Origin of the sequence: Streptomyces sp. HB132, assembly GCF_016909575.1 — a bacterium.
GTDB lineage: Bacteria > Actinomycetota > Actinomycetes > Streptomycetales > Streptomycetaceae > Streptomyces.
Window position 1 is genome coordinate 609,330 of sequence record NZ_JAFBGA010000003.1, and the last position, 13,774, is coordinate 623,103.

Below are 13,774 nucleotides of genomic sequence, written 5' to 3' on the forward strand. Positions count from 1 at the left end.
CGCTCGTTCTCCCTGACCGGCGGGCGGGGCTGCTTGTTTTCTTCCTCCGCAGCCACGAGCTGTTCCCCCGCGCTCTGGAGCATGCCGATGCCGGCCACCGTCCTCGAAGCCCGCGCCCTCCTGTTGGACATGGACGGCACCCTCGTGAACTCCGACGCGGTGGTGGAGCGCTGCTGGCGCCGCTGGGCGGTCGCGCAGGGCCTCGACCCCGAAGCCGCGCTCAAGGTGGTCCACGGCCGCCAGGGCTACGCCACGATGGCCGCCCTGCTTCCGGACCGCCCCATGGAGCAGAACCACGCGGAGAACCGGATCATGCTGGCCGAGGAGACCGCCGACACGGAGGGCGTCGTGCCCATCGGTGGTGCGGCCGCCTTCATGACGTCGATCGCGGGCTTCCCGCACGCGCTCGTGACCTCGGCCGACGAGGCGCTCGCCCGCGCCCGGATGACGGCTGCGGCCCTGCCGATGCCCGGGACCCGCGTCACCGCCGAGATGGTGGGAGCCAGCAAGCCCGACCCCGAGGGCTTCCTCAAGGGTGCGGCCGAGCTGGGCTTCGACCCCGCGGACTGCATCGTGTTCGAGGACTCCGAGGCGGGCATCTCGGCGGGCCGGGCAGCCGGCATGCGCGTCGTGGGCGTCGGCCCGCGCGCGGCCGCCCTATCCCCCGACGCCCATGTGGAGGACCTGACGCGGCTCCGGGTGGAAGCGGGCGCGGGCGGTTCGATCCGCCTGCACATCGACGCTCCGTAACCCTCCCCCCGGCGGTCCGTCCCGGGTCCTGAGCCCCCGGCCCGGGACCGCCCTCCGGCACACCTCGGGCGGCGCCTTCACTCCCGGTGCAGCAGCCCCCGCGCGACCAGTTCCAGTACCAGTGCGACCGCTACCACCTGCACCGCCAGCAGGGCCACCAGGACGAAGAGCTGCACGGCGCCCGCCTCGACAGGCGAGGCGCCGCCCAGCAGCATGCCCACGAACGCCCCGGGCAGGGTGACGAGCCCCACGGTCCGGGTCTGGTCCAGCCCCGGCAGCAGCGCGTCCGACGCCGCGGGACGGGCGATCTCCAGCCGGGCGTCCCGGTCCAGCAGGCCGAGCGCCATGGCCGCCTCCACCTCTCCCCGCCGCGTGCCGAGCTCGTCCAGCGCGCGCCTCCCGCCGAGCACGGTCGCGGTGAGCGCGCCCCCGATGAGGATCCCGGTGACCGGGATCAGCGCGATGCCGCGTACCGGGAGGAGCCCGGTGAGCAGCAGCACCAGGACCACGGGCACGACGCCCGCGCCGATCGGCAGCGCGGCCCACCACCAGGTGCGGTTAGCGGTGATCCGCCGGCCCGAGGTGCGCACCGCGACGGCGAACATCAGCAGCAGGAAGCCGAGCAACGGCCCCAGGGAGTCCACCACCCAGCCGATGAGCAGGGAGACGGCCACCAGTTGGACCGCGGCACGCAGCCCGGCGACCGCGATCTCGCGGGCCCGGCCCAGCGAGGCCCACGCGGCGACGGCGACGGCGGACACCAGGAGCAGGGCGAGCACGACGCCCAGCAGGGGACTGACCGGAAGCAGCACCCGGCCACCCTAGAGGCCGCACACGGGCCCGGACCTCCCCCGGAACCTTCGGTCCGTCAACACCGCTCCTCGAACACCTTTCGGACGGGACGTCAGCGCGATCGTCCAAACCCTTGATGTGACGTGCGCATGTCGTCACTCTGTTACCTGGCGACCACCCCACCGAAACCCGGCGCCGCCACGATGGCCTGGCTCCGCAGGCCACCGACGCAACATCCCCCCACGTCAAGGGAGTTCACATGTCAGGTATCTACGCGCGTCGCATAGCCGTCGTCGCCGCCTCGGCCGCGCTCGCCGCAACCACGGGGCTCCTCACGGCCCCGACCGCCCAGGCCGCGATGCCCACCCCGGTCAGCGCCTCGACCGCCCGTACGTATCTGGGCCAGCTCAGCGTCTCCGCCGAGGGCTCCTCGTCCGGCTACAGCCGCGACAAGTTCCCCCACTGGATCACCCAGTCGGGAGCCTGCAACACCCGTGAAGTGGTGCTGAAGCGCGACGGCACCGGCGTCGTACAGGACTCCGCGTGCGCCGCGACCAGTGGCAGCTGGTACTCGGAGTACGACGGAGCCACCTGGACCGCCGCGTCCGACCTCGACATCGACCATATGGTCCCGCTCGCCGAGGCCTGGCGTTCCGGCGCCAGCAGCTGGACCACCGCCCAGCGGCAGTCCTTCGCCAACGACCTGACCCGTCCTCAGCTCATCGCGGTCACCGACAACGTGAACCAGTCCAAGAGCGACCAGGACCCGGGCGAGTGGCTCCCGTCCCGCACGGCCTACCGCTGCACCTACGCCCGCGCCTGGGTGCACGTGAAGCACTACTACGACATGACCGTCGACTCCACCGAGAAGAGCGCCCTGCAGTCCGTGCTCAACGGCTGCTGACCCCTCCCGCCCCGGCGGAACCACCCGCCCTCCTCCGTCGTTCCGTACCCTACGGAGCCATCGGTCACGGCGACGCGAGGAGGGCACACATGGCCGGGCTACGCCTGGGACCACTGCTGAGGTACGTCGACTGGGAGTCCGGTTCGCGGGCGACGGTCTGGGTGGAGGCGACCAGGCCCTGCACGGCGGAGGTGCGCTGCGCGGACGGTGCGGCCGGCGCCGCGCCCACGTTCGCCGTCCAGGGGCACCACTACGCCCTCGTCGTGGTGACGGGTCTGACACCCGGCTCGACCACGCCCTACGAGGTGCTGCTCGACGGCCGCCGCGTGTGGCCGCCCGAGGACTCCCGTTTCCCGCCGAGCACCATCAGCACGCCCGCCGTACCGCAGCCGGACGAGGCGGGTCCGGTGCGGGTCGCCTTCGGCTCCTGCCGGTGGGCGGCCCCGCCCGCACACGGGCACGACCCGATCGGCCCCGACGCGCTGGACACGCTCGCCACGCACCTCGCCGCCGACCCCGCGGCCGTACGCCCGGACGTCCTCCTGCTGCTCGGCGACCAGGTGTACGCGGACGAGACCTCGCAGGCCACCCGGCGACGGCTCGCGGCGCGCCGCGACCTGTCCGAGGCCCCCGGCGCCGAGGTCGCGGACTACGAGGAGTACACCCACCTCTACGACGAGTCCTGGCGCGACCCGGACGTGCGGTGGCTGCTGTCCACGGTCCCCAGTTGCATGATCTTCGACGACCACGACGTCGTGGACGACTGGAACACCAGCGAAGCCTGGGTCCGCGACATGCGTCGCACGCCGTGGTGGCACGAGCGGATCGTCAGCGGGCTCATGTCCTACTGGGTCTATCAGCACCTCGGCAACCTCTCCCCCGACGCCCTGGAGGCCGACCCGGTCTACGCCGCCGTGCGCGCCGTGCCGGACGGCACCGAGACCCTGCGCGACCACGCGGCGGCCGCGGACGCCGATCCGGCACGGGTCCGGTGGAGCTACCGGCGCGTTTTCGGCCGAGTACGGCTGCTCATGGTGGACACCCGGGCGGCCCGGACCCTCGAGGAACAGCAGCGGTCGATGCTCCGCGACGAGGAGGCCCGGTGGCTGCGGGACGAGATGCTCGCCGACCCGGGTGCCTACGACCATCTGCTGGTCGGCACCTCACTGCCGTGGCTGCTGCCGCCTCTCGTCCATGACGCGGAGGCGTGGAACGCGGCACTGTGCCGCGGCGAGCGGGGCGAACGCTGGGCGCGCCGCGGGGAAAAGGTACGGCGGGCCGCGGACCTGGAACATTGGGCCGCGTTCCCGGAGTCCTTCCGCCACCTTTCGGAGCTTTTGAGGGAAGCGGGCCGCGGTCCGGACGCACCGGCGACGGTGTGCGTGCTTTCCGGTGATGTGCACCATGCCTACATCGCCGAACCACAGTGGTCCGCTTCCGTCCCGGACGGCACCCGCACCGCACGCGTCCTGCAACTGACCTGCTCCCCCGTCCACAACTCCGTCCCCGGCTACATACGCGCCGGCTTCCGCTTCGGCTGGAGCCGGGCGGGCCGATGGCTCGGGCGCGCGCTGGCGCTCCACGGGCGGACGGGGCGCCCGCCGATGCGCTGGCGCAAGACGGGCGGACCCTGGTTCGGCAATCAGCTCATGACCCTCACACTGCACGGCCGGAAAGCCGCACTGTCATTGGTTCAGGCCAGAGCCAGGTCCACGGGGGCACAGCTCGAGGGCGTTCTGGAGTGCACGCTGACATCGAACGAATGACCAATTTTCAGCCAGTCGACAGAATGTTGAACTTGCAAGCACAATTCAGGTCTCCCTAACCTGATGGGCCCCGATCGGTTCACGTCCCCAGACCGAAGGAGCCCCACCCCCCATGTCCATACGCCTGAACCGGGCCCAGCCCTACGCACTCGCCCTCTTCCGTGTCGTCATCGGCTTCCTCTTCGCCTGCCACGGTGCCGCCTCGCTCTTCGGGGTCCTCGGCGGTTCCGCGGGCGGCGGCTCCGTCCCCACCGGCACCTGGCCGGGCTGGTACGCCGCGGTCATCCAGCTCGTCGGCGGCACCCTGGTCGCGCTCGGCCTCGGCACCCGTGTCGCCGCGCTCATCTCCTCCGGCTCCATGGCCTACGCGTACTTCAAGGTGCACCAGCCCGAGTCGCTGTTCCCCCTGCAGAACGGCGGCGAGGCCTCCGCCGTCTTCTGCTGGGCCTTCCTGCTGCTGGTCTTCACCGGCCCCGGCGCCGTGGCCGTGGACCGGCTGTTCTCCTCGCGCGACGGCTCCGAGCCCGAGGGGGAGCCCGCCCGCGAGAAGGCACGGACCGTCTCGGTCTGACCCCACGTCCCACGACTCCGGCCCCCCGCCCTCCGAGGCGGAGGGCCGGAGTCGTGGTGAGCTGCACGACATCGACCGCCCAGCCGGTGAATACCAGGTGAACCGGGTGAACGGCAGGCGTACGCTGTACAGCTGGCCCTACCGCTCCTGCCGCTCCCCTTGCGGCGTCGTGGCGTCGCGGCTCTCCGCCCTGCGACCACGCAGCGTCGGCACGGAATTCGGGGAACGGGGAGTGGACAGTGCTCGAGAGTGTGGGTGCGCTGACCGGCAGCCCATGGATCTACGCGGTGGTCGCCCTCTCGGTACTCCTGGACGTCTTCCTGCCCGTCCTCCCCAGCGGTGTACTCGTCATCACCGCGGCCACGGCCGCGGCCGCGAGCACCACCACGGTCACCGCCACTGCCGGGGAGGCCGCCCGGCAGGTCCCCTCGCTCCTGGTCCTGACCCTCTGCGCGGCCACCGCCTCGGTCATCGGCGACCTCGTCGCCTACCGCCTGGCCTGGCGCGGCGGCGAGCGCCTCGACCGGGCCATCGCCCGGTCGCGTCGGCTCACCTCCGCGCAGGAACGCCTCGGCGCGGCGCTCAGCCACGGCGGTGGGGTGCTGGTCGTCATCGCCCGTTTCGCACCGGCAGGCCGGTCCGTCGTCTCCCTGGGCGCGGGCGCCGCTCACCGTAAGATCAAGGAATTCCTGCCGTGGTCAGCCGTGGCCGGAGTGGCCTGGGCGGTGTACAGCGTGGGGCTCGGCTACTTCGGAGGTCAGTGGCTGGGCGCGGGCTGGCTGGGCACCGCCGTGTCGGTCCTCGCCCTGTTCCTGGCGGGCACCCTGGCGGCCCTCGTCGTCCGTCGCCCCGCCCACACACCCGCGGCCGGCGGAGCCCCGGCAGGAGTCTGAGACCCGGACCGGGCCGCCCCCGCCGCTCAGCCCCGGGCGGCGCCCCTTATCTCCAGACCGTCGAGCAGCCGCCGGGTCGCCTCGGCGATCTCTGCCACGGCGCGGTCGAAGACCTCCTGGTTGTGCGCGGCGGGCGCACGGAAGCCGGACACCTTGCGCACGTACTGCAGGGCGGCCGCTCTCATCTCCTCCTCGGTGGCCTCTTCGGGGATGGCTGGCGGACGAAGCGTCTTGATGCTGCGGCACATGCCTCCAGTGTGCGACGCGCCACTGACATCACGCCTCAGGACCTACGCGACGGCCCGTCCCCGAGCGGATCCACCGGCGGGATGACGTATCTCCCGTCGAGAACGGCCTGGTCGGGAAGGTGGAGTCGCATCACCGGCAGGAAGCCGCCCGCGGGCACCGGCAGCCAGTTCGCCGCCTCGACCGGGTCAGCCGGGCGTTCCGCGGAGAGGTGCAGGGTCAGCGAGCCGTCAGCACCGTGGACGAGCCCGCGTGTCCGGTCCCCGATCACGTACCGGTCCGCGGCGTTCGCGACCAGGTGACCCCCGGGGCTGTCGTACGCGGTCAGCGACCAGAACCCCCGGACCGGCGGCGGCTGGGCGAGGCGCAGCACATAGCGGTGGGCCCCGTGGAGGGGGCGGCCCCGGGAGTCACGGGAGGTGTGCGCGTAGACCGCCTCGTACCCGTGGGGCAGCCAGTGGCCTCGCCGGGCCGCGACAGCCCTGACCAGGTACGACGCCTCCCGGTCGGAGATCACCCACTCCGGTGGTCCGAGCGTGCCGACTCCGAAGTGGTCCAGGTTGTAGTCGCGCAGGTGCGGGTGCTTCTGCCAGGCGCCCGGCGGGCCGTCGGCGGTCACCGCGGTGCGGCGGGCGACCTCCTCCACCCGGAGCCTGCCCAGCGCGAGCCCTCGGCCCAGCGCGCGCACGAGGCCGGGCCCGGCCGAGACGTACGGCGAGATGCCTTCCTCCAGGAGTCCCAGGGGCTGGAAGCGGTCCTGGTAGGCGCGGTCGGCCCGGGAGGGCGGGAAGTCGCCCATCCACACCCGGAGCTCCTCGAAGAACCGCAGCTCCCCCGGCACTCCCGGCTCGGTCGCGGGGAGCCTGGTCCGGTGGGCCCTGTCACCGAGGTGAGTGAGCGTGAGCTCCTGCTGGAGGGACCTGACCCGGGGCATGTCCTCGGGCCCGTCGCACGCCAGGCGGCCGACGACGGAGACGACGGAGGTCGGCGCGTCGATCACCCCCGACACCCCGTCGGGCACGGTGCCGGCCCAACCGGGCGGCACGATCATCCAGTCCCCTTCCCCGGCGCCGGTCACCCGGGGCCCGAGGTAGGCGAAGGCGTTGCTCCACGCGTCCACGAACTGCAGGACGAAGTACGCCCCGGCGGTGTCGGGGACGTGCAGCCTGACCGGGCCTCCGGACAGGTCGAGCTGGGCGAGGGCGTCGACGAGGTCCGCCGGGGCGAACGGGACGTGCGTGCCCGGCGTGGCGGGCCCGTCCGCGTGGGCGAAGTCGTTGAACTCCGCGGGCGCCGGCGCTCCGCAGCCGTCCCGCAGGCAGGCCTGGACGGCCGACAGCCGGCGGACGAGCGGCGAACCGTAGACGTACGCGTCGGCGGCCAGCGCCGTGATCGCGTCCGGCTCCAGGCCGCCTCGCCCCGCGGCCACGTCAGATGACCGGCTTCGTCCGGTGGGCGCACAGGGCCCGGATCACGAAGGTGTCCAGCGCGACGGAGATGATCGCCCACACCGGCTGGTACGGCAGCCGGACGAAGTTGGCGATCAGGTTCAGCGCGGCCAGTCCGATACCGACGCCCCAGGCCCGGGCCGCGCCCTCGAGGACGCTCCATCCGACGAACGCGAGGATCACACCGAGGATCAGGTGGATCCGTCCCCGGGCGGTGATGCCGAATTCGAACGTGTAGTTGTTGATGCGCGTGTACACGTCGTCGGACGCGACGCCCGCGATGCCCTTGACGACGGCGAGCACGCCGTCGACGAGGAGCACGACCCCCGCGAACATCGCGCCGCTCGCCGCCCAGGGGCTGTCGGGGCCGGGGGCGGCGGGGCGCGACGGGCCGGGGGCGGATGCTGACTGGGTCATCGGTTCCTCCACTCGGACGGGCCGCCCCACACCGCTGCGGGCAGCTCCGACCCTGTGCGACGTCCTCACCGGCCACGACCCGGACGCACCCGTTCGGGTGACAGCCGTGGCCCTGCTCAGGGCGCCCCCACGGTGATGACCTGCCCCTGTGCGTCGACGGTGAGCACCACCCTCTCGACCTTGCAGGTCAGTGCCAGGGCCGCCCACACCGCGCCCCACACGAAGCAGGAGAAGGCCGTGAGAAGGGCGTGCAGCACGTGATTGACCGGCTGCCCGCGCACCAGCACGGCCTGGCTCCCGGACCGGGACTCCACCCGCCATCCCGCCGCGACCCGTCGGCTCACCACCCAGTCGAGGATCAGGCCCCGCTGCGTGGCGTCGGGAGTGCCGTCGCCCGCCCCGTAGTAGCCGGGGGGAGGTTCGAGTGAAGCCTCATGCCGGTGTGCTCCACGAAATTTCACGGGGGCTCACCTCCAGGTGTCGAGGTCTCCGCCTCGCCACTCGATCAACTCCGGCTGCTCCAGGTCGATCTCATCGGCCCCCCGGGCGAGCCCGGCGCGCCGAAGGAACGAGGCGACGTCCCCGCGCCCGTGCGCCAGCCCGACGATCTGCCCCCGCACGGTCACCCGCCGCCCACCGGTCGACGAGGGCGGGTACACGATCACGGGGGGATGCTCGGACATGCCTCCACGGTCCCCTGCGCCTCGCCCGCTCGCATCCCGGGGCCCGCCCGAGCGTCCCGGGGACCGGTGGATCGACGCGAGGACCCGCACATCGACGCTTCCCGTGCCGGACACGGGGACCCGCCGGACGCCCCGCCCGGCACCGGTCCCCTGATCACCGCGACGGTCCGGGGCGCGCATGACTAGGGTCATCGGCATGAGTGCAGCCATAGCCGCCATGGTCACCGCGGTCGTCGGAGTGCTCGGCACGCTCTTCGCACCGGTGATCACGAGCTGGGTGACGAAGCGCCAGCGCGCGGCGGAGGGACAGGCGGAGGAGAGACGACGGCTGCTCGATGACCGGCGTACCGCGTACACCTCGATGAACCGGGCGACCGGTCACTTCCACACGCTCCTCAAGGACGCCCTCCACCGCATGCGCGACGGCGTCTACACCGACGACGACCGGGCCCAGCTGGAGGAAGGCCGACGCGACTACCGCGACCGGTACGCCGAGGCCCAGATGATGGTTCCCGACGCCGTCCTCGCCGCCTCCCGTGAACTCAACGTGGTCCTGGCCGGGGTGGACGCCGCGCTCAAGCGCATCGACCGCGGTCTGCCCCGCGAGGGCGAGACGGCCGTGCGGTTGCTCCTGGACCTCAAGGCCGCAGACCCGAAACTCGGCGCCATGCACCGCATCATGCGTGAGGATCTCGGCATCGCCGGCTGAGTCACGGCCCGGCATGCGGCGGCGACCGGTGTCCGGTGCGCGTCTCTGATGTACTACCGGCCGAGTGGCGGACCGAGGCAGGTGGAGGAACGGTGGGCGTGGACAGCCGCGGAGTGCTGGGCGTCGTGGGTACGGCGACCGACGGGCTCGAGACGCTTCGCACCGGGCTGGTGGAACCGGCCCTCGCGCTCGGCTGGCAGGTGGCCGTGACCCTCACACCGACCGCCGGCCGTTGGCTGAGGGCGAACGGTGAACTGGACCGACTCGAGTCACTGACCGGCCTGCCGGTGCGGGACACACCCCGTCTGCCGGCGCAGCCCCGTCCGCACCCCGTCGCCGACCGCTACGTCGTCGCACCGGCGAGCGCGAACTACGTCGCCAAGCTCGCGACGGGCATCGCCGACAACCAGGCACTGACCCAGGTGGGCGAAGCACTCGGCACCCTCGACGTACCCGTGGTGGTGTTCCCCAGGATCAACGCGGCACACGCACGCCACCCGGCATGGGAGGGACACCTCGGGACGCTGCGCAGGGCCGGCGTGTCCCTGGTGTACGGGGCGGATGTCTGGCCTCTGCACGAACCACGTCAGGAACCGGCCGGGAGGGAGCTTCCGTGGGCGGCGATCCTGTCGAGCACGGACTTGCGGGCCGGCTGACGCGGGAACACCTGTCGCTCGTGACGTCACGCAACATCTCCTCGAGCGGACGACCTCGCCGAACGCGTCACGGACGGGACCGCGTCGCCCGGCGAGGTACCCACTTGGGACACGAGGGGATCTACCTCAGTCCGACGGCGTCCCGGGCAGGCGGAGCCGGACGGGCAGGGCGGTGTGGCCGTTGCTGATCAGGGAGCCCAGAGGTGCCAGATCGCCACGATCGGGAGCGAGGGCGATCTGGGGGAACCGCTCGAACAAGCGGCGCAGGACGGTGGCGACCTCCAGGCGAGCCAGAGGGGCCCCCAGGCAGAAGTGCATGCCGTAGCCGAAGGCGAGATGGTCGTGGTTCGCGCGCTGAACGTTGAAGTCGCCTGCGGTGGGACCGTGCCAGTCGGGGTGGACGTTGGCGGCGCCGATGGAGACGAGGATTGCCTCACCACGCGCGATCGTCCGCCCGTTGTCGAGAGGGACGTCGGTGACCGCGTAACGCAGGGGCACGTGGGTGACGGGCGGTTCCAGACGGAGGGTCTCCTCGACGGCGTCGGACCAGTTCGCCTGGCCCGACCGGAGGTGGTCGAGCTGCTCGGGGTGGGTCAGCAGAAGGCTGATCGCCTGGTCGATGACGTTGACGGTGGTCTCGTACCCGGCGCTGATCATCAGCAGGAGCGTGCCCTGGAGTTCGGCTTCGGTCAGGCCCTTGCCGTCGCCGTCACCGTCCCGAACGGCGATGAGGTGGGAGGTGAGGTCCTCGCCCGGCTCCGCGCGCTTGGTGTCCACGAGCTGTCCGATGATCTCGTACAGGGCCTTGGTGTTCGCGGCCGCGGCTTCGGTGGTGAGGGTGGTGTCGAACACGCCGTCGATCACGGTGCGGAATCGGGCCAGGTCACCGGCGGGGATACCGAGGAGGTTACCGATGACGGCGATCGGGACCGGATAGGCGAGGCGCTCGCGCAGGTCGACGGTCTCGCCGGCGGCGTAAGTGGAGTCGAGCTCGTCGAGGACGCCGTCGACCACGTCCTCCACGACATCGGTCAGCGCCTTGATCCGGCGGGCCGAGAAGGCCGGGGCGACCATCCGGCGCAATCTGCGGTGGTCCTGCCCGTAGGCGGTGAACATGTTCTCCACCGCGATCCACAGCGCGGCCGGCCAGGTCTGGACGACCTCCGCGAACATCGGCCAGTGCGCACGCCCGTCCTTGGATACGGCGGGGCTGGTCAACATCTCCTTGAGCAGGTCCGGATCGGAGACGGCGTGGGCCTTGACGCCGAGGATGTCGACCGGGGTGGCGGGCCCGCGGGCGTGGAGCTGCCTGTGCTCGGCGTGCCGGTCGGCGCCGGCGGGGTCGAGAACGAGGGGCTCTTCGCTGAAGGGGGTCATGGAGTCCTCAGTGGCTGGTGACGGCAGGGAAGGTCACGGGCAGGTGGGTGAGCGCACGGTGGAAGGGGCCGGGCCGCCAGGTGAGGTCCTGCGCCGGGCGGGCGAGCACCATCGTGGGCAGGGCGTCCAGGAGGTGGGTGATGGCGGTCTCGGCGATGAGGTGGGCGATCGGGCGGGCGGGGCAGGCGTGCGGTCCAGCACCCCAGGCGAGATGGGCACGGCTGCCGGAAGAAGGGGCACCCACGGCGGGGTCGTTGTTGCAGCCGGCCATGGAGATGACGACCGGCTGGTGGGCGGGAAGCAGGTATCCGTCGATCTCCACGGGATGGGGCGGATAGGAGGCGCAGTAGTTGGCCATCGGCGGGTCCCGGTACAGGACGAGGTCCAGGGCCTCACGGACGGAGGCGCCACCGGCGTGGACGTCCCCCGAGACCACCGGGTCGGTGAGCAACTGCAGAAGCGTGTTGGTGATCAGGTTGACCACGGGCTCGATCCCCGCCCCGTAGAGGGTGACGACCTGGTGGCTCATCTCCGTGTCGGTCAGCTGCGCCGGGTGTGCGAGCAGGTGGGAGGTGACGTCATTGCCGGGCCGTAGCCGCTTGAGCGTGACGAGGTCGGCCACCGCCTGTCCGAGGATCTCGTTGCCGCGGATGGCGTTCACTCCGTCGAAGAGCTCGATGATTCCGTTGGCGATGCGGTTCCCTATGCCGTCGGGGCAGCCGAGAAGTTCGGACAGGACATCGAAGGCGACCTTCCAGGCGAACTGATTCAGCAGGTCGGCCTGACCGTGGCCCTGGAACCCGCCGATGGCCTCCTCGCAGACCTGCTCGACCAGTCCGCGCAGCCGATGCTGGTCGGCGCCATGGAGGGCGGCCCTGTTCGCCTCCCGGTACCGGGCGTGCTCGCGGCCACTGGAGCGGATCGCGTTGGGCCGCCACTCCAGCATCGGTTTGACCGGGCAGGTGTCGGGCACCGAGGTCTGCCACTGCCGCGGGTCCGCAGGAAAGCGCGGCTCGTCGTGCAGGATGCGTACGGCCTGCGCGTAGCCGATGACGAGTGTGGCGGGCACTCCGGGGGCGAGTTCGACAGGGACCAGGGGCCCGTACCTGGCTCGCATCTGCCTGTAGGCACCGTGCGGGTCCGCGGCGAACGCCTCGTCCCACAGGGGGACATGGGAGGCAGGCGTGTGAGGGGTCACGGCTGAAGCTCCAGGGGGTGGGACGCGGTCAGGTGCTCGATCAGGTCGATCAGAGCATTCAGGGAAGAGACCCGTTCACGGGCGTCGCAGACAGTGAGCAGCACGTCCTCCGCCAGCGCGAGGGCTTGGCGGACCTCGTCCGTCGGGTACCGGGACGCGCCGTCGAACGTGTTCACGGCGACTCCGTAGGGCACGCCGAGGTCCTCCACCAGATCCAGTACCTCGTGGGACTCATCCAGGCTGCGGGTGTCGACCAGGACCAGTGCACACAGCGCGCCTTCGGCGAGGCTCTTCCAGAGCCACCGCCACCGTGTCTGGCCCGGGGTGCCGAACACGTACACCACCAGGTCCTCGTTGATCGCGACGCGCCCGAAGTCCATCGCGACGGTGGTGGTGGTCTTCGCCGGGGTACGGCGCAGGTCGTCCACGCCTGTACTGGCCTCGGTGATCGGCTCGTCCATACGCAGCGGCTCCACCTGGGAGACGGAGCCCACCAACGTCGTCTTGCCCACGCCGAAGCTGCCCGCCACCACGATCTTCGCCGACCGGGTGGCCGTGGTCGGAGCGGGGTCATACCTGTGCGCGGAGACCACGCAGCACCTCCTGCAGAACACTGATGTCGGGCTGATGTGAGCGGGTACTGATCGGGGTGGCCAGGCTGCGGCAGTCGAGCAGGTCGGCCACGAGGATGCGGGCCGTGGCGATGGGCAGGTCCAGGGCGGCTGCTATGTCGGCGACCGCGAGCGCACCCCGCGCCCCGCCGACCAGGTCCATCACCCGGTGGGCGTCCGGCGGCAGCGTGCCGCACGCATCGCCGGCGGCACGCACCAGGGTTTCCAGCCGCACCGATGCCGGCGGCCGGTCCCGCCCGCCGGCGCGGACGAAGGGACGTACGAGGTCGGGGTCCGGCCGCGGACCGGTCACTGGCGCGGGGCGTGCTCGGATGGCAGCCGGTCCGCGACCCTCATGTGCTGGCCGACGCGCCGGGCGAGCAGTTCCATCTGCCCCGCGATGACAGCGATGTCGGCGTCAGGTCCGGTCGTCTCCACCAGCAGCAGCATGTTCGTCCCGGCCTGTCCGATCAGGCACAGGCGCTCCTCCAGCTCCATCAGTACCTGACGGCACCCGCCGCCCTCGGACACGGCGCCGTACTCCCTCGCTATACCGAGCAGTCCCGAACCCATCGCCGCCCGTTTTTCCGCCGCGTCCTGCGGCAGATCCGCCGTACGGGAGTGCAGCAGGCCGTCGGAACTGATCAGTACGGCGCACCGCACGGAGCTGAGGCTGCCCAGGCTCTCGTCGAGGAGCCAGCCCAATGCGTTGGCGTGGGTGTTCGCGAAGGTCATCCCCATGGTCACTTTCCC

The 13,774-nt window shown here is 71.7% G+C and carries 18 protein-coding genes; 7 read left to right on the forward strand and 11 right to left on the reverse strand.

Translation table 11 applies throughout. The features are described from left to right. The first annotated feature begins 87 nt into the window (after positions 1-87). Positions 88-750, forward strand: a complete 663-nt coding sequence (locus tag JOC24_RS10445) for an HAD-IA family hydrolase (RefSeq protein ID WP_205019907.1) — start codon at positions 88-90, stop codon at positions 748-750. 77 nt (positions 751-827) lie between these two features. On the opposite strand, the gene JOC24_RS10450 is transcribed toward JOC24_RS10445, so the two are convergent. Continuing rightward, complete coding sequence (locus JOC24_RS10450; protein WP_205019908.1) at positions 828-1,562, reverse strand: ABC transporter permease; 735 nt, start codon at positions 1,560-1,562, stop codon at positions 828-830. Between the two features lie 239 nt (positions 1,563-1,801). Here JOC24_RS10450 and JOC24_RS10455 point away from each other — a divergent pair, with 239 nt between their 5' ends. The 4 genes from JOC24_RS10455 (at position 1,802) to JOC24_RS10470 (ending at position 5,676) form a co-directional block, all read left to right on the forward strand. Continuing rightward, the gene (locus JOC24_RS10455) at positions 1,802-2,446 is read left to right on the forward strand and encodes an HNH endonuclease family protein (RefSeq protein WP_205019909.1); all 645 of its coding nucleotides are present in this window, start codon (positions 1,802-1,804) and stop codon (positions 2,444-2,446) included. A gap of 89 nt (positions 2,447-2,535) precedes the next feature. Beyond that, complete coding sequence (locus JOC24_RS10460; RefSeq protein ID WP_205019910.1) at positions 2,536-4,212, forward strand: alkaline phosphatase D family protein; 1,677 nt, start codon at positions 2,536-2,538, stop codon at positions 4,210-4,212. A gap of 112 nt (positions 4,213-4,324) precedes the next feature. Beyond that, positions 4,325-4,783: a DoxX family protein gene (locus JOC24_RS10465; protein ID WP_205019911.1), complete on the forward strand. Its 459-nt coding sequence runs from the start codon at positions 4,325-4,327 to the stop codon at positions 4,781-4,783. A 239-nt stretch (positions 4,784-5,022) separates the two neighbouring features. Then, positions 5,023-5,676, forward strand: coding sequence for a DedA family protein (locus tag JOC24_RS10470; RefSeq protein ID WP_205019912.1), 654 nt, complete (start codon positions 5,023-5,025; stop codon positions 5,674-5,676). Between the two features lie 26 nt (positions 5,677-5,702). On the opposite strand, the gene JOC24_RS10475 is transcribed toward JOC24_RS10470, so the two are convergent. The 5 genes from JOC24_RS10475 to JOC24_RS10495 form a co-directional block, all read right to left on the reverse strand. After that, a complete protein-coding gene (locus tag JOC24_RS10475) occupies positions 5,703-5,924 on the reverse strand; it encodes a DUF2277 domain-containing protein (protein WP_205019913.1) in 222 nt (73 codons plus the stop codon). Positions 5,925-5,959: 35 nt separating this feature from the next. Then, complete coding sequence (locus tag JOC24_RS10480) at positions 5,960-7,351, reverse strand: DUF1254 domain-containing protein (RefSeq protein ID WP_205019914.1); 1,392 nt, start codon at positions 7,349-7,351, stop codon at positions 5,960-5,962. A 1-nt stretch (position 7,352) separates the two neighbouring features. Then, positions 7,353-7,787: a DUF7144 family membrane protein gene (locus tag JOC24_RS10485; protein ID WP_205019915.1), complete on the reverse strand. Its 435-nt coding sequence runs from the start codon at positions 7,785-7,787 to the stop codon at positions 7,353-7,355. Positions 7,788-7,903: 116 nt separating this feature from the next. After that, complete coding sequence (locus JOC24_RS10490) at positions 7,904-8,248, reverse strand: hypothetical protein (RefSeq protein ID WP_205019916.1); 345 nt, start codon at positions 8,246-8,248, stop codon at positions 7,904-7,906. Between the two features lie 6 nt (positions 8,249-8,254). Then, on the reverse strand, positions 8,255-8,470 hold the full coding sequence (locus tag JOC24_RS10495; RefSeq protein ID WP_205019917.1) for a hypothetical protein: 216 nt from the start codon (positions 8,468-8,470) through the stop codon (positions 8,255-8,257). A 196-nt stretch (positions 8,471-8,666) separates the two neighbouring features. Between JOC24_RS10495 and JOC24_RS10500 the strand changes: the two genes are divergently transcribed. Next, positions 8,667-9,179, forward strand: coding sequence for a hypothetical protein (locus JOC24_RS10500; protein WP_205019918.1), 513 nt, complete (start codon positions 8,667-8,669; stop codon positions 9,177-9,179). Between the two features lie 98 nt (positions 9,180-9,277). Beyond that, positions 9,278-9,835: a flavoprotein gene (locus JOC24_RS10505; RefSeq protein ID WP_205019919.1), complete on the forward strand. Its 558-nt coding sequence runs from the start codon at positions 9,278-9,280 to the stop codon at positions 9,833-9,835. A gap of 126 nt (positions 9,836-9,961) precedes the next feature. On the opposite strand, the gene JOC24_RS10510 is transcribed toward JOC24_RS10505, so the two are convergent. The 5 genes from JOC24_RS10510 to JOC24_RS10530 are packed head-to-tail and all read right to left on the reverse strand — an operon-like array spanning position 9,962 to position 13,762. After that, positions 9,962-11,212, reverse strand: coding sequence for a cytochrome P450 family protein (locus JOC24_RS10510; RefSeq protein WP_205019920.1), 1,251 nt, complete (start codon positions 11,210-11,212; stop codon positions 9,962-9,964). A 7-nt stretch (positions 11,213-11,219) separates the two neighbouring features. After that, positions 11,220-12,410 carry a cytochrome P450 family protein gene (locus JOC24_RS10515; RefSeq protein ID WP_205019921.1) on the reverse strand — a complete coding sequence of 397 codons (1,191 nt, stop codon included), beginning with the start codon at positions 12,408-12,410 and terminating at the stop codon, positions 11,220-11,222. Continuing rightward, positions 12,407-13,003 (reverse strand): ATP/GTP-binding protein, encoded by a 597-nt coding sequence (locus JOC24_RS10520; RefSeq protein ID WP_307792661.1) that lies wholly within the window; start codon positions 13,001-13,003, stop codon positions 12,407-12,409. Before JOC24_RS10520 ends, JOC24_RS10515 begins: the two co-directional genes overlap by 4 nt. Continuing rightward, positions 12,981-13,334: a DUF742 domain-containing protein gene (locus JOC24_RS10525; RefSeq protein ID WP_205019922.1), complete on the reverse strand. Its 354-nt coding sequence runs from the start codon at positions 13,332-13,334 to the stop codon at positions 12,981-12,983. Before JOC24_RS10525 ends, JOC24_RS10520 begins: the two co-directional genes overlap by 23 nt. Continuing rightward, a complete protein-coding gene (locus tag JOC24_RS10530) occupies positions 13,331-13,762 on the reverse strand; it encodes a roadblock/LC7 domain-containing protein (RefSeq protein ID WP_205019923.1) in 432 nt (143 codons plus the stop codon). The genes JOC24_RS10525 and JOC24_RS10530 overlap by 4 nt, the downstream gene beginning before the upstream one ends. Between the last annotated feature and the right edge of the window lie 12 nt (positions 13,763-13,774).

What these genes read in the sequence shown, in the direction of transcription:
- JOC24_RS10445 (WP_205019907.1), top strand. Translation starts at nt 88, where the DNA reads ATGCCGGCCACCGTCCTCGAAGCCCGCGCCCTCCTGTTGGACATGGAC.
- JOC24_RS10455 (WP_205019909.1), top strand. Translation starts at nt 1,802, where the DNA reads ATGTCAGGTATCTACGCGCGTCGCATAGCCGTCGTCGCCGCCTCGGCC.
- JOC24_RS10460 (WP_205019910.1), top strand. Translation starts at nt 2,536, where the DNA reads ATGGCCGGGCTACGCCTGGGACCACTGCTGAGGTACGTCGACTGGGAG.
- JOC24_RS10465 (WP_205019911.1), top strand. Translation starts at nt 4,325, where the DNA reads ATGTCCATACGCCTGAACCGGGCCCAGCCCTACGCACTCGCCCTCTTC.
- JOC24_RS10475 (WP_205019913.1), bottom strand. Translation starts at nt 5,924, where the DNA reads ATGTGCCGCAGCATCAAGACGCTTCGTCCGCCAGCCATCCCCGAAGAG.
- JOC24_RS10485 (WP_205019915.1), bottom strand. Translation starts at nt 7,787, where the DNA reads ATGACCCAGTCAGCATCCGCCCCCGGCCCGTCGCGCCCCGCCGCCCCC.
- JOC24_RS10495 (WP_205019917.1), bottom strand. Translation starts at nt 8,470, where the DNA reads ATGTCCGAGCATCCCCCCGTGATCGTGTACCCGCCCTCGTCGACCGGT.
- JOC24_RS10500 (WP_205019918.1), top strand. Translation starts at nt 8,667, where the DNA reads ATGAGTGCAGCCATAGCCGCCATGGTCACCGCGGTCGTCGGAGTGCTC.
- JOC24_RS10510 (WP_205019920.1), bottom strand. Translation starts at nt 11,212, where the DNA reads ATGACCCCCTTCAGCGAAGAGCCCCTCGTTCTCGACCCCGCCGGCGCC.
- JOC24_RS10530 (WP_205019923.1), bottom strand. Translation starts at nt 13,762, where the DNA reads ATGGGGATGACCTTCGCGAACACCCACGCCAACGCATTGGGCTGGCTC.